The organism is Paraeggerthella hongkongensis (genome assembly GCF_003726035.1).
Taxonomy (GTDB): Bacteria; Actinomycetota; Coriobacteriia; order Coriobacteriales; family Eggerthellaceae; genus Paraeggerthella; species Paraeggerthella hongkongensis.
Map to the genome: position 1 here is coordinate 1 of NZ_QICD01000002.1, position 22,933 is coordinate 22,933.

At 60.2% G+C, this 22,933-nt stretch carries 18 protein-coding genes; 13 read left to right on the forward strand and 5 right to left on the reverse strand.

Features of this window, described 5'->3' with window-relative positions; translation table 11 throughout:
• Positions 1-341 precede the first annotated feature (341 nt).
• Complete coding sequence (locus tag DMP08_RS01345) at positions 342-1,304, reverse strand: AraC family transcriptional regulator (protein ID WP_123191220.1); 963 nt, start codon at positions 1,302-1,304, stop codon at positions 342-344.
• A gap of 202 nt (positions 1,305-1,506) precedes the next feature.
• On the opposite strand from DMP08_RS01345, the gene DMP08_RS01350 reads away from it, so the two are divergent.
• From DMP08_RS01350 to DMP08_RS01370, 5 genes are all read left to right on the forward strand, one after another.
• Complete coding sequence (locus DMP08_RS01350) at positions 1,507-2,124, forward strand: MptD family putative ECF transporter S component (RefSeq protein WP_123191221.1); 618 nt, start codon at positions 1,507-1,509, stop codon at positions 2,122-2,124.
• Between the two features lie 37 nt (positions 2,125-2,161).
• Complete coding sequence (locus tag DMP08_RS01355) at positions 2,162-2,836, forward strand: CbiQ family ECF transporter T component (protein WP_161555396.1); 675 nt, start codon at positions 2,162-2,164, stop codon at positions 2,834-2,836.
• On the forward strand, positions 2,833-4,212 hold the full coding sequence (locus DMP08_RS01360) for an ATP-binding cassette domain-containing protein (protein ID WP_123191223.1): 1,380 nt from the start codon (positions 2,833-2,835) through the stop codon (positions 4,210-4,212). The genes DMP08_RS01355 and DMP08_RS01360 overlap by 4 nt, the downstream gene beginning before the upstream one ends.
• Positions 4,213-4,276: 64 nt before the next feature.
• Positions 4,277-6,106 (forward strand): ABC transporter ATP-binding protein, encoded by a 1,830-nt coding sequence (locus DMP08_RS01365; protein ID WP_123191224.1) that lies wholly within the window; start codon positions 4,277-4,279, stop codon positions 6,104-6,106.
• A complete protein-coding gene (locus DMP08_RS01370; RefSeq protein WP_123191225.1) occupies positions 6,099-7,853 on the forward strand; it encodes an ABC transporter ATP-binding protein in 1,755 nt (584 codons plus the stop codon). Before DMP08_RS01365 ends, DMP08_RS01370 begins: the two co-directional genes overlap by 8 nt.
• Positions 7,854-7,953: 100 nt before the next feature.
• Here DMP08_RS01370 and DMP08_RS01375 read toward each other — a convergent pair whose 3' ends face one another.
• On the reverse strand, positions 7,954-8,814 hold the full coding sequence (locus DMP08_RS01375; protein ID WP_123191226.1) for a GGDEF domain-containing protein: 861 nt from the start codon (positions 8,812-8,814) through the stop codon (positions 7,954-7,956).
• An 845-nt stretch (positions 8,815-9,659) separates the two neighbouring features.
• Here DMP08_RS01375 and DMP08_RS01385 point away from each other — a divergent pair.
• The 3 genes from DMP08_RS01385 (at position 9,660) to DMP08_RS01395 (ending at position 13,107) form a co-directional block, all read left to right on the forward strand.
• Positions 9,660-10,316, forward strand: a complete 657-nt coding sequence (locus DMP08_RS01385; protein ID WP_148042314.1) for a hypothetical protein — start codon at positions 9,660-9,662, stop codon at positions 10,314-10,316.
• A gap of 499 nt (positions 10,317-10,815) precedes the next feature.
• A complete protein-coding gene (locus DMP08_RS01390) occupies positions 10,816-12,723 on the forward strand; it encodes a sensor domain-containing diguanylate cyclase (RefSeq protein WP_123191229.1) in 1,908 nt (635 codons plus the stop codon).
• 132 nt (positions 12,724-12,855) lie between these two features.
• On the forward strand, positions 12,856-13,107 hold the full coding sequence (locus tag DMP08_RS01395) for a GlsB/YeaQ/YmgE family stress response membrane protein (protein ID WP_123191230.1): 252 nt from the start codon (positions 12,856-12,858) through the stop codon (positions 13,105-13,107).
• A gap of 56 nt (positions 13,108-13,163) precedes the next feature.
• On the opposite strand, the gene DMP08_RS01400 is transcribed toward DMP08_RS01395, so the two are convergent.
• The 3 genes from DMP08_RS01400 to DMP08_RS01410 all read right to left on the reverse strand — a co-directional run bounded on the left by DMP08_RS01400 (position 13,164) and on the right by DMP08_RS01410 (position 15,843).
• Positions 13,164-14,240 (reverse strand): DUF4179 domain-containing protein, encoded by a 1,077-nt coding sequence (locus DMP08_RS01400; RefSeq protein ID WP_123191231.1) that lies wholly within the window; start codon positions 14,238-14,240, stop codon positions 13,164-13,166.
• Positions 14,230-14,724, reverse strand: coding sequence for an RNA polymerase sigma factor (locus DMP08_RS01405; protein ID WP_123191232.1), 495 nt, complete (start codon positions 14,722-14,724; stop codon positions 14,230-14,232). Before DMP08_RS01405 ends, DMP08_RS01400 begins: the two co-directional genes overlap by 11 nt.
• A gap of 147 nt (positions 14,725-14,871) precedes the next feature.
• Positions 14,872-15,843 (reverse strand): helix-turn-helix transcriptional regulator, encoded by a 972-nt coding sequence (locus DMP08_RS01410; RefSeq protein WP_123191233.1) that lies wholly within the window; start codon positions 15,841-15,843, stop codon positions 14,872-14,874.
• 241 nt (positions 15,844-16,084) lie between these two features.
• On the opposite strand from DMP08_RS01410, the gene DMP08_RS01415 reads away from it, so the two are divergent.
• The 5 genes from DMP08_RS01415 (at position 16,085) to DMP08_RS01435 (ending at position 22,933) form a co-directional block, all read left to right on the forward strand.
• Positions 16,085-17,668, forward strand: a complete 1,584-nt coding sequence (locus DMP08_RS01415; protein WP_123191234.1) for a YfcC family protein — start codon at positions 16,085-16,087, stop codon at positions 17,666-17,668.
• Between the two features lie 304 nt (positions 17,669-17,972).
• Complete coding sequence (locus DMP08_RS01420; protein ID WP_123191235.1) at positions 17,973-19,421, forward strand: MATE family efflux transporter; 1,449 nt, start codon at positions 17,973-17,975, stop codon at positions 19,419-19,421.
• Between the two features lie 313 nt (positions 19,422-19,734).
• Positions 19,735-21,570, forward strand: coding sequence for an NADH-quinone oxidoreductase subunit 5 family protein (locus DMP08_RS01425; protein ID WP_244596734.1), 1,836 nt, complete (start codon positions 19,735-19,737; stop codon positions 21,568-21,570).
• An 18-nt stretch (positions 21,571-21,588) separates the two neighbouring features.
• Entirely contained in the window at positions 21,589-22,476 is an 888-nt protein-coding gene (locus DMP08_RS01430; protein ID WP_114566070.1) for an NADH-quinone oxidoreductase subunit H, read from the forward strand.
• Between the two features lie 13 nt (positions 22,477-22,489).
• Positions 22,490-22,933: an NADH-quinone oxidoreductase subunit B family protein gene (locus tag DMP08_RS01435; protein WP_114566071.1), complete on the forward strand. Its 444-nt coding sequence runs from the start codon at positions 22,490-22,492 to the stop codon at positions 22,931-22,933.

Here is a 22,933-nt window from a genome sequence, read left to right on the forward strand (position 1 = left end):
TCAAGTCGTAACCGGACACACATTCCTGCCGGGCGGTTAAAAAGCGGCCAGAAATTTAAAACCCGATTTTCCGGTGGTTCATCAGGGTATATGCACAAAACCAGACACACATTTCTGCCTATAACCCGGATCGGGGCGGTCCTCCTCGATTCTCTTCCCGTAGAATCGTCCGACTTTCTTCTCGTAGAATCCTTCCATGACGGTCTCCTTCGGATAGGCTCGTTCTCGGAGGCTGCGGGGATCGGAGGCGCTGCTTCGTCGATGCGGGCAAGGCTGGCTGTTGGTCCAAGATCGCGACGGCGGATCGTGGGCCGGTCGTTTTCGAGCGGCGCCCGAACCTCTTAGCTGCTCATCCTGGACGAGCCCTTCAGCGCCTTGCGCACCTGCCCCGGGGGAGTGCCCAGGAATTTGGCGAACGCGTCGTAGAGGCTCTTCGCGCTTCCGAAGCCTACCCGGCGGGCAACTTCGGGAATGGGCGCGTCCGAGTCCGCCAGCATGAAGGAGGCTTCTTGCACGCGGACGCTCAAGACAAGTTCGTGCACGGTTAATCCCGTCAAGAGAAGGAAGCCCTCCTGCAGTTTGTTGCGGTTCAGGTTGAATCTCTCGCAGATATCCTGAATGCGAAGGTCTTCGCGGTAGTTCATCTTGGCAAACATGACAGCTGACCTTAGATGTTCGACTTCCTCCTTAGGTTTGCCTGGCCAGGCTCGTGCGGCGCCGTCTTGCAAAAGAGCCACGGCTTCAAGCGCCTTCGCTTCCAAGTAGATCGTTCCGAAAGGAGCGTGCAAGGGGAAGTGTCCCAGCTGCTTGGCCAAGACGGCGATCCTTGGATCGGCGGTTCTTCCCGGACGGGCACCGGTTGCCGTATCGGCCATCCGCTCTCCGAGGAAGCCGGGAACGCGTTCTCGGAGGAACCGCTCTCTTATCACGAGGGATCCTTTGCGAAACCTCGTTCCCGACGGAAACACTCGCAGGGCCTTTCGATCTCCGAGGTTGACGTGGCAGTTCGCCCCTCGCTCGACCTTGAGGCGCCGACCATCGGGGCTTTTTGAGTCCGCTGCATCCAAATTGACGCTTATCTCGACGTAGGGCTCCTCGACCGAAAAGAAAAACGCCATGTCCGACGAGTAGCAAAAATCCATTTCAAGGTAGCAGACGCTCTCGACGTTTCCGAAGACCCTGATGTTGCCGTGCCCTGCTTCGTCGCCCAGGCGGCAGTCGTAGCCTTCTCCGATGCTGGTCTTGCTCCATTCCGGCCCTTCGAACAGGCGCAGGTACCCTTCGATTGAATCTATGCGGACCACAGCGTCCTCCCTTCTTCACCTATTGTCACGAATCGTTTTCCGTTTTCGGCAGGATCCGACCTGCTCCGATGGGCGGGGCGCGGTCGAAGCGCCTCCTCGCCCTCACCGGAAAGCACGGGGAATTTCCTTGCTATCCAACGGTCCTTCGATATAGTAGCGATGTTTACTGCGTCTAACTTCTATAGAGAAAGGGGCCCATCGTATGAACAAAATGGACCTGAAGCAATTCTTCATCACGATCCTGCTCAGCATCGTGATGTTCGCGATCTACCTCGTTGGCATTCTGCCCGTCTTCGCCAATCAACAGCTGAGCATCGTGTTCCATGCCGGCATCACCGCCCTTGTCTGCGGGCCCGTGTTCGTCTTGATGCTGGCGAAGTCCAAGGCTCCCGGAACGCTGTTTATTTTCAGCGCCTTGTTCGCTCTGTTCTATTTGGCGGTCGGAAACGCTTATCTGTGCGTGTTCATGCTGGTCGTGGGCTTCGTTTGCGAGCTTGCAATGTTGAAGGGCGGCTACGCTTCCAAAATTCGCCCGGTACTCCCGTACTTCCTTGTGTGGGCGGCGGTCGGGCTCAAGAACATCTTCATGTTCGGCTTGTTCCGCGATGCCGTCCTGGAAACCTACTTGAAAACGGGGATGGACGAGCAGGCTGCGCAAGCGGCGATCCAGAATGCTTCGTCGGTCGTGATGTCCGTTCCTTTGAACCTCGCGGGGCTCGCAATGGTGGCGATCGGCGCTTCCTTGGGTTGCTGGATCGGCAGAAAGGCGCTCGAGAAGCACTTCTTCTCGGCGGGCGTTGCTGCAAGCGATGAGCGCTAGGGGCAGGTCGACGACGCTCGATGCGAGGATTATTCTTTTGGCCGGCCTTCTTGATGCGGTCGCGCTTCCTTTCGTTCATCGACTGGAGGAGGTAGCGTTCCTAGCAGTGCTGTCGTGCGCGTCGTTGATGCTGGAAGGGCACTTCAAGCGAGCCGGGATTCTGATTGCTCAGTTCGTCGGATGCGAGGCCCTTGCCTGTGCGGGAGCCCTTGTCGTGGCTAACGTACCCGCGTCGGCTTTGGGCGCGACGCTGACCGCTGCCGGAGTGCTGGGCGAGAGGGCCGTTCCTATCCTCGGGTACGTGTTCGTGCTGTCGCGGATCGGCAGCGGCGAGCTCGTGTCTGTGTTGATACGCGCAAAGGTCCCTCAACCGGTGGCTATCGGGCTTGCGAGCCTGCTTCGGTTCGTTCCGGCTCTCGGCCAGACTTTCACAGCTATGCGTCGAGCCTCTTTGTTCAGAGGCGACGGCTTCCGGGCAAAGAGCTTGGCAAGACATCCGGCCAAAAGCTCTCAGAACTATTTGCTGCCGTTCCTGGCCCGTCTTTCCTGCGTGGCCGACGATCTAGCTGCCGCCCTATGCGCACGAGGGGTGGGGATGGGCGGCGCCGTGACGACGGACGTGCGGGATCTTCGCGCTAAGCCTCGGGATTTGGCGGCCCTCGCGGCGCTTGCTTTTTCATACGGCGCAATGTTGGTCTGGAGGTCTCTATGAAGCTCGATTCCGTGTCTTTTTGCTACGAAGGCCGACGGAAGCCGGCCCTGGAGCGCATTCGCCTGCGCGCGGATCCCGGAGAGTTCGTTTTGCTGTGCGGGCCGAGCGGATGCGGGAAGACCACGCTGACCCGCGTTTTGAATGGATTGTGCCCGGAGTTCTACCCTGGAAGGCTTGTCGGGGGCTATGTCTTGGGCGAGACGGATATGACGGCTCTTTCCATCAAGGAAAAGTCGAGCATGGTCGGCAGCGTATTCCAAGATCCCGAAACTCAGTTTTTCGCCACCCGAGGCTACGACGAAATAGTGTTCGGATCCGAACAGCGCGCCGTGTCGGCTGGCCGGATCAGGGCTCGGCTGGAAGAACTGAATCGACTTCTACGGCTCGAGTCCTTGTACGGGAAGGATCTGTTCTCCATGTCGTCCGGCGAGAAACAGAAGATTGCCGTCGCGTCCGCGTGCATGCTTTCTCCTCGGATGCTGGTGCTCGACGAGCCTTCGGCGAACCTCGATACTCAAAGCGCTTTGAAGTTGGGGACGATTCTGGCGGGCTTGAAGGAGGCGGGCGTTTCCATCGTCCTGTCCGAGCATCGCGCGCATTACGTGAAAGGCGTTTTCGACCGGGCGCTCTACATCGAAGGCGGGAGGGTTCTCGAGGACTTTGCGGCAAGGGACGCTCTGGCGTTGAGCGGCGACGAGCTTGCAGACAGGGGCTTGCGCCCTTTCGAGGCTCCCGCATTGAGGCCCTTGCAGGATCCTTCGGCGTACGACGGCCCGTCTTTTTGCAAGACGGAGGCTCTCGGCTTTTCGTACGGCTCCGCTCGTGTTCTAGAGGGGTTGGATCTGACCATTCCCCAGGGAAGGGTAACGGTTGTTCTCGGAGGCAACGGCGCGGGAAAGACGACGTTGCTGCGGGTGCTTTCCGGATTGCTCGAGCCTTCTTCGGGCGCGATCGCCTTTCGCGGACGATCTCTGTCCAGGCGCGCGCGTATCGGGCAGTCCTTTTTGCTGGAGCAGAACGGGAGCAACCAGATTTTTTCGAATCGGGTCGAAAGGGAGTTCTTGATCGACGTCCCCGGGCAAAGCGCTCGGGACATCCGGCGGACTTTGGAAGACTTGGGGCTTTGGGAGAAAAGGGATCTGCATCCGCTTCGCCTTTCCGGTGGAGAGAAGCAGCGTCTTCTGGTCGGCGTGAGCTCTCTTTCGGCCAAGAAGCTGCTCTTGCTGGACGAGCCTACCAGCGGGCTGGACGCGGCGAACGCTCGTCGGGTGTCGGCCCTGCTCCGTCGCAACGCCCAGCAAGGGCAGACCGTGGTTATCGCTACGCACGACGTGGAGTTCGCTAACAGGACGGCCGATTTCGCGATCAGGCTGTGAAGTGCGCCCGACGGGATCTCTCGTTCCCCGGTTATTCGAAGAGTCGCTTCAACTAGGAGGATCCATGAACAAGGAAAAGACCGCGCCGAAAACTGGCTTGAGACGCCTTATGCAGCTTGCGGGGGATCGCAAAGGGCAGCTCGCGCTTGCTTGCGTCCTGAGCTCGCTGGCCGCCGCCGCACGGCTGGTTCCGTTCTTCACGATCTACGAGCTGATGAGATTGATTTTGCAGCATTACGGAAATCCGACGGCCATCCCTTCGGATGCCGCGCTGTGGCTGACGGGGGCGACGGCTGCTTCGGCTGCCGCCTACGCCGGCTTCGGTTTCGCGGCCGGGGCCCTTTCCCATCGGGCGGCTTACGACGTTCTCTACGAGATCCGCATGCGGCTCGTGGAGAAGCTGGCGCGCCTCCCATCGGGCTATTTCGCCAATTCCACGCAAGGCTCCCTCAAGAAGGTCGTGCACGACGACGTGGAGAAGATCGAGGAGTTCATAGCGCACGGCATCACGGATACGGTCGCCGCCGTGGTCTTGCCGCTCCTCACGCTGGCTTTCCTGCTCGCCATGGACTGGCGGCTGGCTCTTTGCACGGTTCTTCCGCTTGCCTTCGGCGTAGCCGTGCTGGCATCGGGCCTCAGGAATCCTGAAAACGCTCGTGCCCAAGCGGCCATGCACGAAACGAGAAGGTCCATGAGCAGCTTGATCGTGGAGTACGTTCACGGCATGCAGGTGATCAAGGCGTACGATCGCGATCGAGTTGCCCTAGGGCGACTCGAGGCGAGTATAGACGGAGCCTGCGCGGCCACCGAGCATGCTGCGCGATTCTTCGCCCCCCGCATGGGCGCGTACTTTTCATCCATGGGATCTCAGCTGCTGCTCTTGTTGCCGGCGGGCCTCGTCGTCGCCTCGAGCGCGCGCTCGTACGTCGACTTCCTTCCCTTGCTGCTGCTTTTCTTTCTCGTGGGATCCGGCCTCAAGGAGCCTTTGGAGAACATGATGTCGCTAGCTCTTTCCACGAAGAGCATAGCTTTTTGCGTGGCGCGCATCGACGAGGTTTTAGCCGAGGAAGAAGTGGCTGCTCCCGAGCATCCTGCAAAGCCCGACGGATGCGACGTCGTTTTCGACGACGTGAGCTTTTCCTACGTTGGCAACGGGTCCCTAGCCTTGGACGGCGTCAGCTTCTCGCTGCGCTCAGGGACGGTTACTGGCCTGGTGGGACCGTCGGGAGCCGGCAAGTCGACCGTTGCCCAGCTGCTGCTGCGGTTCAACGATGTTCGGTCCGGCAGCATCTTCATCGGGGGAGCGGATATCAAAGAGATGGCCCCCTCCGACCTGTCCGACCTTGTTGGCTGCGTCCTGCAAACGCCGATGATGTTTCACGATACGGTGGAGGGCAACGTTCGCATGGGCAACGAGGGTGCGGATCGGGCCGACGTGGAAGCGGCGTGCCGAGCTGCTTGCATTCACGACGTCATCGAGGCGCTTCCGATGGGGTACGACACGTTGCTTGGAAGCGGAGGATCCTTCCTATCCGGCGGGGAGATGCAGCGCATCGCTATCGCGCGCGTGTTCCTCAAAGATCCTCCAATCGTCGTTTTGGACGAGGCTACGGCCCATGCCGATGCCGAAAGCGAGGCATTGGTGCAGAAGGCGTTCGCCAGGATGGCCGTAGGCAAAACCGTGCTGGTGATCGCCCATCGACTCAAGACTGTCGAGCGCGCCGATCAGATTCTCGTTCTAGACGGCGGGCGCCTGTCCGCCGCCGGATCCCATGAGGGCTTGCTGGAGACTTGCCCGACCTACCGCTTGATGGCGGATGCCGATCGAAGCCGCGATACGTGGAGCATGAGGCAAGGCTCGGGCTCCGAAGGGAAGGAGGCGCGCCATGTCTAGGTTCGGATCCTGGTTCTCGAAGGTAACGCTGGGCAATCCGGGGAAATGCGCGAAGATGAGCCTGTGGCTGGTGTTCGATAACTACATCGCGGCGATCCCCTACGCAGTTATGCTTGCCGCGATTGCTCTGTTCCTCGTTCCCGTAGAGGATCCTGGGCGGGCTCTGCCCGTGGCCCAGATCGCTGTCCTGTGCGTCGTTCTCGCTGTTCACGCACTGGGATACTATTTTGTGGCGCGTAAAAGCTACATGGTCTCCACCGCCGAGTTCGCCCAGGTCATTCGCCGGTCGCGCAGGTCCATGGCCGAGCAGCTGCGACGTCTGCCCATGGGGTTCTACAGCGGGCGCGATGCCGGGGATCTGGTCACGGTTTTACTGAGGGATTTCGGAGTCGTGGAAGCCAACAACGACACCGTCATCCCGAAAGCGGCGGTGGTGATCGCAAGGACAAGCGCGGTCTTGGTTGCGTTTTCCGTGTTCGACTGGCGCATGACGATGGCTGCCTTTTCGGTCATCCCCTTATCGGTTCCCTTCGCCGTCGCTGCATATCGTCGGCTGAGCAGGACGAACGAAGGCTTGCTTGCCGCGCAGCAGGACAATTCCTCGCGTATTTTGGAATACGTGGAGGGCATGCAAACCCTGAAGGCGTTCAATCACGAAGGAACGATGTACCGTAGCCTGCAAGCTTCGTGCAACGATCTGAGGCGGCTATGCATCGAGGCGGAGAAGGCTAGCGTTTCCGTCAGCATGCTGGCCCGCGGCGTGCTCAATGCGGGAAGCGCTGTGGCAATGGCCGTCGGGCTTCGGCTTTTGTCGGAAGGAAGCCTCTCTCCGTTTGCGTTCATGGTGTTCCTCCTTCTTGCTTTGAGCTTGTATGGTCCCATTATGAGTTTCATGATGATGCTGGTGAACATCACGCAGCTGGATCGCTGCGCCGGTCGCGTGGACGAGATCATGCGTGAAAAGCCGCTCCCGAGTTCGAGTGAACCCGAGGTGCCGGATGACGGCGGCATACGGTTTGAAGACGTTAGCTTCGGTTACGGGAGCGAGGACGTTCTGCACGGGGTCTCTTTCGATATTCCGAACAAAGGCTTGACGGCTCTCGTCGGTCCTTCGGGCAGCGGGAAGAGCACCGTCGTGCGACTGATGGCACGATTCTGGGATGTCGGGTCGGGACGCATTGTTCTCGGAGGCGCACAGCTGAGCAATGTGGCTCCGGAGGAGGCGCTGCGCCATGTGAGCGTAGTGTTTCAGGAGACGTATCTGTTCAACGACACTGTCGAGGCCAACGTGCGCATCGGGAAGGCCGATGCTTCTCGCGAAGAGGTGGAGCAAGCGTGCAGGCGGGCCGCTTGCCATGATTTCATCAGCGCGCTGCCCGATGGGTACGAGACCGTTGTGGGCGAGGCCGGCGCAACGCTGTCTGGAGGGGAGAGGCAGCGCATAAGCATAGCGCGTGCGCTGCTCAAGGACGCTCCCGTGGTGCTTTTGGACGAGGCGACGGCTTCGCTGGATTCGGAGAACGAGGCTCTGGTTCAGCAGGCTATCGACGCGCTCGTGCGGAACAGGACGGTTGTCGTGATTGCCCATAGGTTGCGCAGCGTGCTGAACGCCGATCAGATCGTGGTGCTCGACAAGGGACGTGTCGTGCAAACGGGGACCCATGAAGAGCTTGCTGCGGAAGAGGGCCTGTACAAGAGGCTGTGGGACGCCCAGAGAAAAGCGAGCGCATGGGTTCTTGGCGGGTGACGCGCGAGACTCGCCGCTGGACGAAGCGGGGACGGTCGAGGCCAAGCGGTTTTGCGGGCTGTAGGGCTTCCCCTGTTTCGAACTCTCGCTTTTCGGCCCGTCAGGACTGCGGGTCGGCGGGGGCGAGGACCACGCGGCCCTTGCCTTCCTTGGCGCGGTAGAGGGCTTCGTCGGCGCGCGCTACGAGCTGCTCGATCCCGTCGGCTCCGCAGGCGCCGCCGATGCTGACCGACACCCGAAGGCCCGGGGTTTCGGGAAACCTCAGCGCCGCGACCTTGCGGCGCGCCTCCTCGAGCCTGCCGGCCAGGGCCGCCGGGAGCATCCCTCGAAACGCTATGACGAACTCGTCTCCTCCGATGCGGACGAGCGCATCGGAGGGCCTGACCGACGAGGCCAGGGCGGATGCGATCTCCTTCAAGGCGGAATCGCCTGCCGCATGGCCGAACGAGTCGTTGACCGACTTGAAGTCGTCGACGTCGACGAACGCCGCCGCGTCGAAGCCTTCGAGGCTCTTGATCTGCTCGTCGAAGTATCTCCTGTTGCAGACTCCTGTAAGCTGGTCGAGCCAAAGCTTTTTGCTGCAGGCTTCGACCATCTCGAGGAAACAGCTTTTGCCGTCGGCACCGAACAAGGCGTCTTCGCCCACTTTTCTCACGGTCTCGAGCACGTAGGGCGAGCCGCCGACCTCGACGTACGTGGACACGACGAAGAACGCCTCGTTGTTCGCGATCTCGAACTTGGACGCCTGTCCCTTGGACGAGAGCGCCCTTGCGGACGTGCAATCGCGACAACGCCGGCTCTTTCCCCAAATTGCGTGACATCGTCCCTCGCACGCGACGAGCCTGCCGTCCTCTGATACGTCCCAGGCTGCGGCTGCCGACGCGTCGACAAGCCTGGCTACGTCGAACAGCTCTCGCAGACCGGCCATGAAGCCTGGCAGCTGGTTCTCGGTCAGTTTCATGGAGACCCCTCTTTCCCGGATGAAGGCGCACGCGAGCCGTGCGGGCGGCCGTTTCCTTTGCGCGCGCCGAGGCGGCCGACAAGCGATGGCGCGCGGCTTTTAGATTCCCGCAACCTGCGGAAAAGACGCTGCCTATCGCTGGACGATATAAGTTAGCCAAATCTAATTAAAGTAGATCCAAGGTAGTCGAAGCTCGGTTCACGCCGGGCGGATCCATGAATTCTCCATCGCGAAGGCATGAATGGCCTGTCTTCGCCGGCCGTTCGGGGCGAGGGGCCTCTTCAACCCGAGTCTGAGAGAGGGTCTCAACAGGGTGCGCTTTGCCTGTCGCGTACGCAGCGGCCGGCCTGGGACATGGGCGCGCTGTTCGGCTTGGGTGCGCAGGAGGTGCGGTACGTCCAGGACGCGGAGCGCTTGCTTGGCTTCGCCGGCTGCTCGGCCGCGTCGCAGGGTGACTCTTAGCTTCACTGAACCGCCCGGAAGCAGCCAGCCCGTTTGCCGGATTTGCCACGCCCCTTTACCGGACGGCCATCCCGAAGCTGTTCCGGAAGAGGAGCTCGCTTGCGCGTCGAGTACGTGCGAAGAGCGCGCTCGGTGTACGATATCGGCATGAACGTGCGCAAACATCAAGCATCGAGCATCACCGGACAACGGCAGGCGCCGTGTCGTATTTCAGGGACTCGGCACGGCGCTGCTTCAGCTGCAGCGGTTGCGCCCTTGCATTCGTTGCGTAGTTCGAGGTTTTAAGCATGCTGGTTCAAAGCGAGTCGATTTCGGAAGAGACGCCGGAGCTGGTTCAGGCGGTCGAGCATCGGAGCCCTTATCTTATCCAAGCCTCTATCGCATTGGGCGTGTTCGTGCTGTTCTCTCAGCTTACTCGGCATATGCCGTTGGCTATCATTGCCCTGGAATGGGCCGCTCTAAGCACGCTGACTGCCGTTGGAGCGACCTATCAATACACGATTGCCAAGCAATACAGGCAAGTGAAGTACAAAGCGGGCACGACTCTTGCGCGGATCAACAAAGGTCGTCTCCTATGTTTTACGATATCGTTTCTTGTCCCTGCGGCTTGCATGCTGATGCTTATCCTGCAGTCGCCCCTGTGGTCTTGGTCGAACTGGTTGATAGCGCTGCTTGCCATTCCTCTGTACCGGTGCGTTGCCGCTGCGATCGACAAGACGTCGGGGCGGCAGATGGAAGACGATTATCGGGCTTCGCATGTTTTCTGGTGGAGCGTTCTGCTTGTGGCGCTCTTGCTTGGCATAGGCTATGCCGTGGATTCCGTCGCAACCAACTTGGGCGGCTACGCCGGCGAGAACGCCCTGTCGCCCGAAACGTCGAAAACGATTTTCGATACGGTCGCTTCGATTTCTCAGTGGATTCTCGACCAGCTGATCAATCGAAACTCCGATAGAGACAAGATCAAGGAAGCGATTGAAGTCGAGCGGGGGAAAGCGCTGAAATTGCTGTCGCATCTCGGCGAGGAAAGTGGAAATCGCTGAAACCTGCAGATCCTTGACTCAGGGGGGGGTGGAGCAGGAAGTTGCAGCAGGTCGATCCCGTCGAGTTCCGCTCGATCCCCCCGGACTCCTTCGGTTTTTTCCGGCGCGCAGACCAAGGCGGATGCTCTACGGTTATGAGGGGATCGTCATTGGCAAGAAGTGCCGCGTCGGCGTGTGCGGCGAGGGTCTTTGTCTCCTCGAGCGGGTTGCTCCCTAATGTTTGACTTGCCTATGCTCGAGAAGGGGAGCCGTCCGCGCGTCGCGGAGCTGGTTCGACTGGTGGGATCGATGCGATTCGCGCTTATAATATACGCGACAAGATGCGCAACGGACGAAAAACCGTCGACTCGCGCGCTTTCCCCGTCGACGTTGATTTACCATGGAACCTGCACCGCAGGTGTACGGATGTCGGCTGGAGAGGCGCTTCGATTCGGTTGCGGGTCGGACGAGCAGCTGTTTCGCATAATGAAGGGGGAGCCAGGTGAGGCGAGGAATTCTCATGCGGACCAACATCTTGGTCTGCCTGATCATCATCGGAGGATTCATCGTCACGTCCGCGCTGAGCTACCAGGCAAACTACGGGGCCTCCCTCCAAAACATCGAACAGGTGTCCCGCCTTGCGTCTGATAGCATATACCACCAGCTCAACACTGCGTTCTCGAAGCCGCTCAACGTGTCGCTCACCATGGCGAACGACAGCCTGCTCAAGCTTCTGCTCTCCGAGGAGCGCGACCGCGAGGACGATCCCAGCTACGCCGAAACGATCCGAACGTACCTGGGGGAGTACCATGAGCTGTACGGCTACGAATCCGTGTTCCTGGTATCGACGGAAACTGGGCGCTACTACAGCTACAACGGATCGGACCGGACGATAACGCCCGGCGATCCCGTCAACGATTGGTATTTCGACCTGCTGCAAAGCGGCGAGGCCTACGCGGCGAACGTGGATAACGACGACGCGGCGAACGGCGAGGTAACCCTGTTTGTGAACTGCGTGATCCGCGACTCGCAGGGCGACGCCATCGGCGTCGTCGGCGTGGGCATGCGCGTCGAGCATCTGCAATCGGTCTTCCAGCAATATCGCGACGACTTCGGCGTGAATGCCTGCTTGGTGGACGATGCGGGCACGGTGGAGGTGTCCGCGAACCACGACGTCGGGGAGAACCTCAGCTACTTCGACGCGCATCCGTTCACGGAGGAGCAGGAGGCGGAGCTGACGGACTGGGATTCTGCAACCGAATCCCTTGGGTTCTGGGCCGGCGAAAGGTCGAGCGTCATACCGGTAGAATCTGACTACGTGGTCGCGCGCTTGTTGCCCGATACCGGCTGGCATCTGATCGTCGAAAGGGACACGAGCGAGCTGTTGTCGGAGCTGCGCCTGCAGCTTGCCGAGACGCTTGTCGTGATCGTCCTCATCGTGGGAGTCATCCTGTTCGTCATCACGTCGGTCATCCGCAACTTCAATCGCAAGATTGTGAACCTGACGCAGTCGATCGAGCGAGAGCGTCGAACCTCGTTCGAGAAAGCCACGCAGTATCTGTTCGAGGACATCTACGAGGTGGACGTGACCAACGACCGTCCGGCGAACGAGGCAACCGAGAACTACTTCGAAAGCCTGGGCGCGCCGCGAGGGGCCTCGTTCAGCGAAGGCTTGACGATCATCGCGAATAAGCAGATCAAAGAGGAATTCCGCGAAGGCTACCTGAGCACGTTCTGTCCCGACAAGGTGCTCGAAGCGTACGAGGCCGGACGCGAGGAGCTGCGCTACGAGTGCATGATATCGAGCGGCGGGGAATACTACTGGCTGCGCATCACGGGCCGCATCGTGAAAAACGAGGAAGACGGCGCGGTGCACATGCTGGTGTATCGTCAGAACATCGATGCCGAAAAGCAGCGCGAAGACCACATGCGCCGCCTCGCGATGACCGATGAGATGACGGGGCTGTACACCAAATCCGCCACAGAGCGCGTTATCGAACACGCGCTCGAAGAGGATCGCACGGGATTGTTCGCGTTCTTCATTTTCGACATCGACGTGTTCAAGCAAGCGAACGACCGATTTGGCCACGCTTTCGGCGATACGGTTATCGAATCCTTCACCGCCTCCATTCGCTTGGCGTTCCGCAAAGACGATATCATCGGCCGCATCGGCGGCGACGAGTTCGTGGCGTTCGTCTCCGTGCCTGACGAGGCGTGGGCTAAGCGGAAGGCCGAGGAGCTTTCGCGCGAACTGGATCGCGACCACACCAGCGACGGCAAGACGTGGCACATGTCGGCGAGCATCGGCATCGCGTTCGCTCCTCGCGACGGCTCGGACTTCGAGACGCTGTACAAGCACGCTGACCAGGCTTTGTACCGTACGAAAGAGAAGGGTCGAAACGGGTTGACGGTGTACGGGGAGGAATAAGCCGCGCCGATCCCGGTCGTCGCGTCGCAGCGGCAACAATTCCATAACGACGGGGTTACCTTTAACTGCTCGACGGACGGTCGCTCCCTGCCTTTCCTATGCTTATAGCGCAGTCGATGGAAAGGAGCGATCATGAGCATCATCGTGTGGATAGTCATCGGCGGACTGGCGGGTTGGATTGCAAGCCTCATCATGAAAACCGACGGAGGCTTTCTCAAGAACATCGTTACCGGCGTGGTGGGCGCGCTCATCGGCGGGTTCCTCATGGACTTCCTCGGACAAGCGGGGTTCACCGGGTTCAACGTGTGGTCGTTCGTCGTCGCGCTGGTAGGATCCATTGTTCTTTTAGCGCTGATCAACCTGATCACCGGGAAGAAGTCGTAGAAAAAGCACGACCCGCACCGCAGAGCGCGCGGGTCGTGCGCGCGGGGCTTGCCGCTCTACGGCAAGGCGACCTCCGCTTTCCCGACCGTGACTGACGCCACTTCGTCAAGGTTGAGGAAGGTGTCGAACATGAACGTCTTGCTGCATGCCGTAGCCGAGCCCTGCTCTCGCATGCTGCCTGCAGCGTTGGACGCGTCGATCGACGTTCCGTCCTTCAGATGCACCGTCATCTTCACGTCGCGGAACCGATCCAGTTCCTTGGAGCGCGCTGCGGGATCTTGCTCGATCGTCCCTTGCACCGTGTAGTCCACGGCAAGCGAAAGGGGAGAAAGGGAGATCGCTTCGACGGTGGCGTCCATGCCGTCGACGTCGAGCGTCTGCCCGGCGGGAAGGGCGACGGATGTGTCCTCGTAGTCGATGGTGAACTTCATCTTCCACGTTCCCTCGGCCACTATCCGCCTGCCGCCTTCTGGATCGAGCGTGCAGAGGTCGCTCAGCTCGACATGCGCCGTCTTGCCCGCGATGGTGCCGTCGGAGGTGTTCACGGTCATCCGCTGCACGAATCGAAGGGCGTTGTCGGCCGGATCGGGATCATGGAAGCTGGAGCTGCCTCCGCTTCCCGTAAAACCTGGCACATGCAGCGTGGAGCCGTTTTCGAACCAGAGCGGCAGCAGGCCGTTTTCAAGAGGCTCGATGCCCTCGAACGCCGTGCCGTCGTCCTTCTCGACGCGAAACACCAGCGCGTAGCTACGCGCATCCCCTATGATCGCCTCGGCTGTGATGGTGACGCCGTTCGCCGTGGCGCTCACGCCAAGCGGATGCCCTATCTTGTCAATCACCTCGGTTTGCGCAGGAGGCCCTCCGAACACGTCGTCGAACACGTCTTCCATGCTCGAAAGCGCGCCGGATGCGTACGCGCCGCCGCAGATCGCAGCCGTCAAGCACGCGGCAGCTGCTATGGCGACGATCGTGCGACGGGTTCGCTTGCCGCCGTGTTGCGCCGAGGCTGCGAAGGCGCGCTTCTCCAAGCGCCCGGGTTTTTCGCAAGCGGCTGCGAGGCTGCGCGCTAAGCGTGCTTTCTCGTCGTCGGAGAATCGCAGGTCGTCCAGTGCGCGTCGGAGCTCATCGTTCATCGGATTCCTCCTTCAACATGGCGCGCAGCTTCGCGCGGCCGCGGCTTGCGTGCGCCGCTACGGCCGACTCGCTGCGTCCGGTCATCTCGGCTATCTCTTTCAGGGAGTATCCCTCGTAGTAATGCAGGTAGATGGCTTCGCGGTAGTTCTGCGGTAGCTGCATGACCTGGTCGAGCACGTCGCTTTCGGGCGGTTCGGGTGCGGGCGGGTCCGCCATCTCGTCAAGCGGGGCCGACGTTCGTCGAAACCCGCTGCGCAGCACGTCTTTGCAGGCGTTCGCCGCGCTGCGAATAACCCAGGATCTCTCGTGCTCGGTGCTTTCGAAGGGAACCGCGCGGCCCATGAGCTTGAGCAGCACGTTTTGGCAGATGTCTTCGGCGTCGTGCGTGGATTTCAGGTACGTGTAACTCAACCTCAGGATAAGGTCCGCGTACGCGTCCACCAGCCGTTCGGCTTCGGCTTGCGCCGTCCGTCTTTCGTCCATGATTCGGTTTGCTTCCTGTCGTGTGGGCCCGATCGTCGTCGAGCAGCAATGCTGCTTCACTGACAATACGAACGAGGCGCGCGAATCCTGACACCCGCGCGAAAGATTTCGAGAAAACGTGTCGAAGCTTCCGCGCCCTCGAAAAGCTTAAGAGAATTCCCAGAAGTCCTGCATGAGCTCTTTGCGGTTGCCTTTGCCCGTCTTCTGCAGGATGTGATGCATGTGCACTTTCACGGTTCCGGGCGCTAAGCTCAAGGTCGTTGCGATGTTCTGGTTGTCCTTGCCCAAGAGCACCAGCCGCAGCACGTCCTCTTCGCGTTTCGACAGGCGCCGGGCGGCGGTGTAGGCGCCGAGGTTGTGCTCTATGAAGCCCTGCAACGACTCCCCGCCTTGCGTGGGCGGATCGGCGTGGCGAAGGGAAAGGTTCCTCCAGGAACCGCGACAGGCTACGAACGCGCAGCAGAGAACCAGAAGATTCTCGGCGAAGTTGCGCTGCGGGAAGAAGGGGAGCAGTCCTTCGGCCACCATGGAGGGACCGACGATGAGCAGGAAGAGCACGTTTTCCAGAAGCACGAGCGTTGCAAGGATCCAAAGGCAGAGATACAGCTTCCGAAATCGCTTCATGCGGATGCGCCGCACTTCATCGTCGGAAACGGCATAGACGACGGCGGCGTATATGAGCATCCAGTACATCATGAGCTCGCGCATGCTGTAGAAAAAGAACTCCTGCACATTGCCCGGTTCCATGAGCAAAAGCGTCGCGACGCTTCCCAACACGAACGCCAAGCCCGGCAGCCATTGCGACAACAGGCGTCGTTCCTCGATGTACTCGCAGACTACCAGCCAAAACGACATAAGCGCCCCTCCGCCTATGATGATCGATGCAACAGGGCTGCCGATGAAGAACGGCGTAGCCGCAAGGTCGGCCGACCGCTGCACCATGAAGTCATCCTGGAACACCAACGCCACGTCGAAGAAATAGAACAAGAAGCCGAAGAACGCGTACAGGAGCGCTTTGGTATGCGACACCAGATACGATGCGATGCACGCAGCAGCCGTCAGGATAACGGCTAGAAGCACGAACAGCGTGTAATAGAAAAGCACAAGGCCCATATCCATAAAGCGTTCTCCATCGTCGTTGGCGCAACGGTTTCCTGCGAGCCCGAAGATCCAGAACAGTATAGGCTATATCGCATTCCACCGTCTCTGAACTCGTTATCATCAGACCTGATCACGCATTATCCTTTGGGTGTATTACCGAATTATACCCACCTATATCCCCTCGTTATACCTGTTCGATCGAGCATCGGCAGTACATCATGTGCCGCAGCAAGATCCAACGCCTACGAAAGGGGTCCCCATGTCGACGGAAGCGACTGCACCCGCCCGATCCGTCGGGCAGCGCGCGGGAAAGCCGAAGAAGAGTCGCAAGCTCAGCTTTCCCACCGCGTTTACCATCCTGTTTGCGCTCACTATCATCGCGGTAGCTGCAACGTGGTTCGTGCCCGCGGGCCAGTACGCGAAGCTCGCGTACAACGCGGATGCCAACGTGCTGCAGATCACCAGTCCCCAGGGCCAGGTTTCCGAAGTGGCCGCCACGCAAGACGAGCTTGACAAGATCGGCGTGAACATCGGTATCGAGCAGTTCACGTCGGGCGCGCTGTCCAAGCCCATTTCTGTTCCGGGCACCTACGAACAGCTCGAACAACAGCCCAAGGGCATCGCCGACATCACGGTGAGCATGGTGTCGGGAACCATCGAGGCGGCGGACATCATGGTGTTCATCTTGGTGCTCGGCGGCCTTATCGGCGTTGTCAACGCCAGCGGAGCCTTCGAATCGGGTCTCATGGCTCTCACCAAGAAGACGAAGGGACGCGAGTTTTTGCTCGTGTTCTTGGTGAGCGTTCTCATGGTGCTCGGCGGTACTACCTGCGGTTTGGAGGAGGAGGCCGTTGCCTTCTACCCGATCCTCGTGCCCATATTCCTGGCGCTCGGCTACGACTCCATCATCTGCGTGGGCGCCATCTTCTTGGCCGGGTCGATGGGCACGACGTTCTCGACGATCAACCCGTTCTCGGTCGTCATCGCGTCGAACGCGGCGGGCGTCAACTTCACGCAGGGCATCGAGTGGCGCGTGGCCGGTTGCATCGTGGGCGCGCTCGTGGTCATCGGCTACTTGTATTGGTACAGCCGCAAGATCAAAGCCGACCCCACGTTCTCCTACACCTACGAGGACCGCGAGAAGTTCGCGCAGCTCTACAACGTGGAGGCAGGCGAGACCGAAGAGGCCAAGGAAAGCGGGTTCACGCTTCGCAAAAAGACCATTTTGGTGCTGTTCGTGGTAGCGTTTCCCATCATGGTGTGGGGCGTCGTCAGCCAAGGCTGGTGGTTCCCTCAGATGGCTGCTTCGTTCTTGGCGATCGCTATCATCATCATGTTCCTTTCCGGTATCGCTGAGAAGCAGGTGGTGGACGCCTTCATCAACGGAGCGTCCAGCCTGGTGGGCGTGTCGCTGATCATCGGCCTGGCGCGCGGAATCAACCTCATCATGGAGCAGGGCCTTATTTCCGACACGCTGCTGCACTGGTCTTCGGGTTTGGTGCAGGGCATGCAGGGCCCGGTGTTCATCATCGTCATGATGCTGGTGTTTTTCTTCCTGGGCTTCGTGGTTCCCTCGTCGTCGGGCCTTGCGGTTCTGTCCATGCCCATCATGGCTCCGCTTGCCGACACCGTAGGCATCCCGCGTTCGGTGGTCGTGTGCGCCTACCAGTGGGGCCAGTACGCCATGCTCTACCTAGCGCCAACAGGCTTGGTGCTGGCAACGCTTACCATGCTGGACATGAAGTACTCGAAGTGGCTCAAGTTCGTGTGGCCTATGGTGGTGTTCGTGCTCGTGTTCGGCGGTATCCTGCTGGTTGCACAGGTCCTCATGTACAGCGCGTAATCCAACGCACATCCGCGGGCGCTTTGCAACTGTCGGACAACGGTATGCGCGCCCGATATTCGTCACGGCCCGGCAGCGTTTCGCCGGGCCGTTTTCCTGCGCCTGGCCGGGTTGTCGGACAAAGTCCGTTCCCGTATACTGATGTCTGCTCGGGATGACCCGAGACTCGATGCGTCGAGCCCTTCAAGGAAGCTCCGCAGTCGAGATCCCGTTAGCCGGGACAACCCGGAACGTTCATCGACCACGTATACGCCCTGATCGTCTGGGCGATGCGTGGTCTTTTTATCGAAAGCGGCGAACACCTATGGGCAAGACCGTACATGAATCGGGCGCGGAGGCGCCCTCGATCTGCGAAAACGTCGGATCTGCGGATCGCAAGATCGACCGCATGGGCACCGGGAACACGTTCAAGCTGCTCTTGGAGTTTTCCGTGCCTGCCGTGGTGGGCGTCGTCGTGCAGATGCTCTACAACGTCATCGACGCGGTGTACGTTGGCCATGCCGTGGGAGCGGACGGCCTTGCCGCCACCACGGTGGCAACCCCGATGATGACCGCCATGGTGGCGGTATCCATGTTGGTGGGCGTCGGCGGCAACGCGCTTGCCGCCATCAGATTGGGGGAGGGTCGAAAAGACGTCGCTCGGCAAGTGCTGGGGAACAGTTTCGTGCTCCTGCTTATCGCGGCTGCAGCGCTCTGGATCGTGGCGCCGTTCGCGCTCGAGCCGGTCTTGCGCTACTCCGGCGCCGATGACGCCGTTTTGCCTCTGGCGATGGACTTCATGGTTGTTATCGTGGCGGGCTGTCCTCTTCAGTTCATCGCGTTTGGCATGAACAACTTCATCCGCACTGCCGGGCATCCGAACCGTGCGCTTGGATCCATGCTGGTGGGCACCGGGGCGAACGTGGTTTTCGGCTACCTGTTCATTGTCGTTTTGGATGGAGGCATGCGCGGCGCGGGTCTGGCCACCGTGTGTTCGTGGGCTCTGTCGACCCTGTTCGTCATGCAGTTCTTCTTCAAGAAGAACTCGCCCATGCCCATGACTGCGCCGTCTCTCAAGCTTCGGCCGCGGCTTGCCTTGCGTATTTGCGCGCTCGGCGTTGCCCCCTCTGTCATGCAGTTGGGCTTCGCCGTATCGTCGGCCGTCGAGAACAACCTGCTCGTGTTCTACGGCGCCTCCGACCCTCTGGGCGTAGACGGTGCGCTGGCCATCATGCGCGTGCTTTCCGCCGTGGGACTGTTCACGTTCATGCCGGCTATGGGCATTGCCATGGGCGCGCAGCCTATCATCGGGTACAACTACGGCGCACGCAAGTTCGAGCGCATGAAGCGCGTGCTGGGGCAGGCTATTCTCATGGGCGTGGCCATTACCGTGCCGCTGTGGCTGACCGTCGTCATTGCGCCGAACATGTACGCCCATCTGTTCGGCCTGCCGGAAGCCTACCTGCCTGAAACCGCATGGGCGCTTGTGCTGTATCTGGTGTTCGTGCCCATCTTGCCTGTTCAGGCTATTGGGTCGAACTACTTCGATGCAACGGGGCAAGCCGTGAAGGCCACCGTGCTCACGCTGACGCGCCAGATACTGTTCTTGATACCGCTGCTGGTGCTCTGCCCGGTATTCCTTCCGTCCGTTTTGCCGATCACCCCGCTGGAAAGCGTTTGGTTTGCGCCGTCTTTGTCGGACATCACCTCGACGCTGCTGGTGTCGCTGTTCCTGTTCTTCGAGATGAAGCGGCTGCGCGCGCTGGAAGGGTAGGGGTTTTCCAGGGGGCAGGCGCCCTGTACGGCTCCCTGAAACCGTTCGCCTAAGACGTGTTGCCGCTTGCGCTGTCGCCGTTTTCTCAAAACGCCCTTTTACCGAGCAAACGCCCCCGACGCGGCCCTAGATACGACCTCTCTGCTTTTCTTTGATAGAGTGCTAGGCAAGCGACACGGGTCGCTTTTATTGTTCGCAAGCAATCGGTAAAGGTGAAGGGGGAAGTTACGTGGCTATGCTCGGGTTTTTAATCCTTTTCCCGCTGGTTGTTGCAGGCGTCCTATTGGTCGTGCGCAACAATCGAGCGAGAAACGTGATTGTGGGAGCCTCGGCCCTGGTCATCGGACTGGTGTCCGTGTGGCTGGTGGTGGCCTACCTAGGAGCTCCGTGGATAACGTACGAATTCTACTCGCCCGTGGCGGATTACGCCTGCATGGCGATCAGCGTGCTTATCGCGGTCGTCATCTTGTACTTCGGCATCAAGTACAAGAACGTGTGGGCATGCGTCCTGGCCGGCGTGCAGGTGGTCGGATCGCTCGTGTTCGAGTTCGGGTTCGCCCATGACATCCTGGTGACCGAAGGTTTGTACCTCGACTCGCTGTCGCTGCTCATGGCGTTCATCATCGGCGTGGTGGGCTCCGGTATCTGCGTGTACGCGCTCGGGTACATGGAAGACTTCCAGGCGCATGAGCCGGAAGGCGCCAAGGACCGCCGGCCGATGTTCTTCGCGCTCATGTTCGCCTTCTTGTCCGCCATGTTCCTGATCGTGTTCTCGAACAACATGATGTGGGTGTTCACGGGCTGGGAGATCACCACGGTGTGCTCGTTTTTGCTCATTGGATTCACCCGTACCGAAGAGGCTATCAAAAACGCGTTTCGCCAGATCATCATGAACCTTCTGGGTGGCATCGCCTTCTTGGTGGCGCTGTTCGTCATGGCGATCCAATTCCAGACGCTGTCGTTTTTGGAGTTCTTGCAGATCGGCATCCAGAACCCTGCAATAGTGGCCCTGCCGGTGACCGCGCTCGCGTTCGCGGGTCTTACCAAGGCCGCCCAAATGCCGTTTCACACCTGGCTTTTGGGCGCTATGGTGGCGCCTACGCCCACCTCGGCGCTGCTCCACTCGTCCACCATGGTGAAGGCTGGCGTGTTCATGCTCATCAAGCTGGCTCCCATCATGATGGCATGTCCCGTTCCGGCGGTCATGGTCATCCTCGTGGGCGGCTTCACGTTCCTGTTCTGCTCGTGCATGGCAATTTCGCAGAGCAACGCCAAGCGTGTCCTGGCATATTCGACCATCGCCAACCTGGGCCTGATCGTGGCCTGCGCCGGCGTCGGCACGCCCGAGGCCGTTTGGGCCGCATCGTTTTTGGTGCTGTTCCACGCTATCGCGAAGTCCTTGCTGTTCCTGTGCGTCGGCACCGCCGAGCATCATATCGGCAGCCGCGACATCGAGGACATGGACCTTCTGTTCGAGCGCATGCCCCGCTTGGCGCGCTTCATGATGCTCGGCATCATGGTCATGTTCATCGCCCCGTTCGGCATGCTCATCGCCAAATGGGCAACGCTCGTATCGTTCGCCGAAACCGGCCAGGTGGCGCTCATCATCATCTTGGCGTTCGGCTCGGCTGCCACGTTCATGTTCTGGGCGAAATGGCTGGGCAAGCTTTCCGGCATTGCCGCGCAGCCCGAGAACGTCGAGGTCAGCGTGCATAAGAGCGAGTGGGTTTCCATTATGGTCATGGCCGTGCTCGTCATCCTGTGCTGCGTGGGCCTGCCCGTGATCTCTTGGACCGTCATCGATCCGTACGTCTACAGCGTGTTCGGGACCATCGGCCAGGACATTTCCACCACGAACCTGTGGATCGGCTCCATCCTGTCGGCGCTCGTGGTCGTGGTGCTGTTCGCGGGCCTGGGCCGCAGCAAAGCCAAGAAGGCCGACATCTACCTTGCCGGCGTGAGCCGCGACAACGAGGCGCGCACGTTCCGCAACTCGCTGTCGGGCGAATCCACGGCAACCGCGCGCAACTGGTACATGGAGGACTACTTCGGCGAGAAGCGCCTCTCTCCGGTTGGCACCGCGCTGTGCACTGTCGTCATCATCGTGGCGTTCGCGGCTTCGGCCGTGGCTGTTCCGGGACTGTTCTAGGAAAGGGTGTGATTTGATATGTCTTTGCTTTTCGTTCTCATCGGCACCCTTGCCTTTGCCATTCTGGCTCCCATCCTGGGCTGTCTGCTCGCGGGCCTCGATCGCAAGATCTCAGCGCGCATGCAGGGACGCGTAGGCCCTCCGCTGTTGCAGCCGTATTACGACGTGCGCAAGCTCATCGAGAAGGACAACGTGTCGGTCAACTCCACCGAGGGCACGTACGTGACCTGCGCTCTCGTATTCACGCTCATCGCTGGCGGCATATTCTTCTCCGGCGGAAACCTGCTGATGAGCGTATTCGTGATCACGTTGTCGGCTCTGTTCTTCATCGTGGCCGCGTACTCCACGCGCAGTCCCTATGCCGAGATCGGCGCAGGCCGCGAAATGCTGCAGGTCATGGCGTACGAGCCCATGATCCTGTTCATGGCCGTGGCGTTCTTCATGTCCACTAGCCTGATAGGCCCCATCGGCACGTTCAGCTCGGCCGGCGCCCTGCTGCTCGACGCGCCCGTTATCACTAATATATGGCTTGTGTTCCTGGGCTTCCTGTTCGTGCTGACCATCAAGCTGCGCAAGTCTCCGTTCGACCTGTCCTACTCCCACCATGCTCACCAAGAGATCGTCAAAGGCATCACCACCGAGATGAGTGGCAAGACGCTTGCCAAGGTCGAGGTCATGCACTGGTGCGAGAACATCCTGTTCCTCGGTTGGACCGGCCTGTTCTTCGTCTGGAGCAATCCGCTGTCCATCTTGCTCGCGGTGGTCGTGGCTCTGCTCGTGTACTTCCTGGAGATCTGGATCGACAACAACTTCGCCCGCGTGAAGTGGCAGTTCATGCTCAAGTCGGCTTGGATCGTGGCCTTCGTGGCGGGCGGCGTGAACATCGCGGTCCTAGCGTACCTGTAAAGGAGCTGCAGCTATGACGTATGCAACCAAATCACCGTGGGTCATCCACTACGACGGTTCCAGCTGCAACGGCTGCGACATCGAAGTGCTGGCCGCGCTGTGCCCGGGTTATGACGTTGAACGTTTCGGCATCATCAACACCGGCAACCCCAAGCACGCCGATATCTTCCTCGTCACGGGCAGCGTGAACGAGCAGAACATCAAGGTAGTGCAAGAGATCTACGACCAGATGATCGAGCCGAAGGTGGTCATCGCGTGCGGCATCTGCGCATGTTCCGCCGGCATCTTCCATGATTGCTACAACGTGATCGGCGGCGTCGACCAGGCCATTCCGGTCGACGTGTACGCACCGGGCTGTGCCGTGCGCCCCGAAGCCATCATCGACGCCGTGGTGCAGGGTCTGGGCATTCTGGAAGAGAAGTCCAAGGCGCTCCAGGCGCAGAAGAAGGGAGCGTAA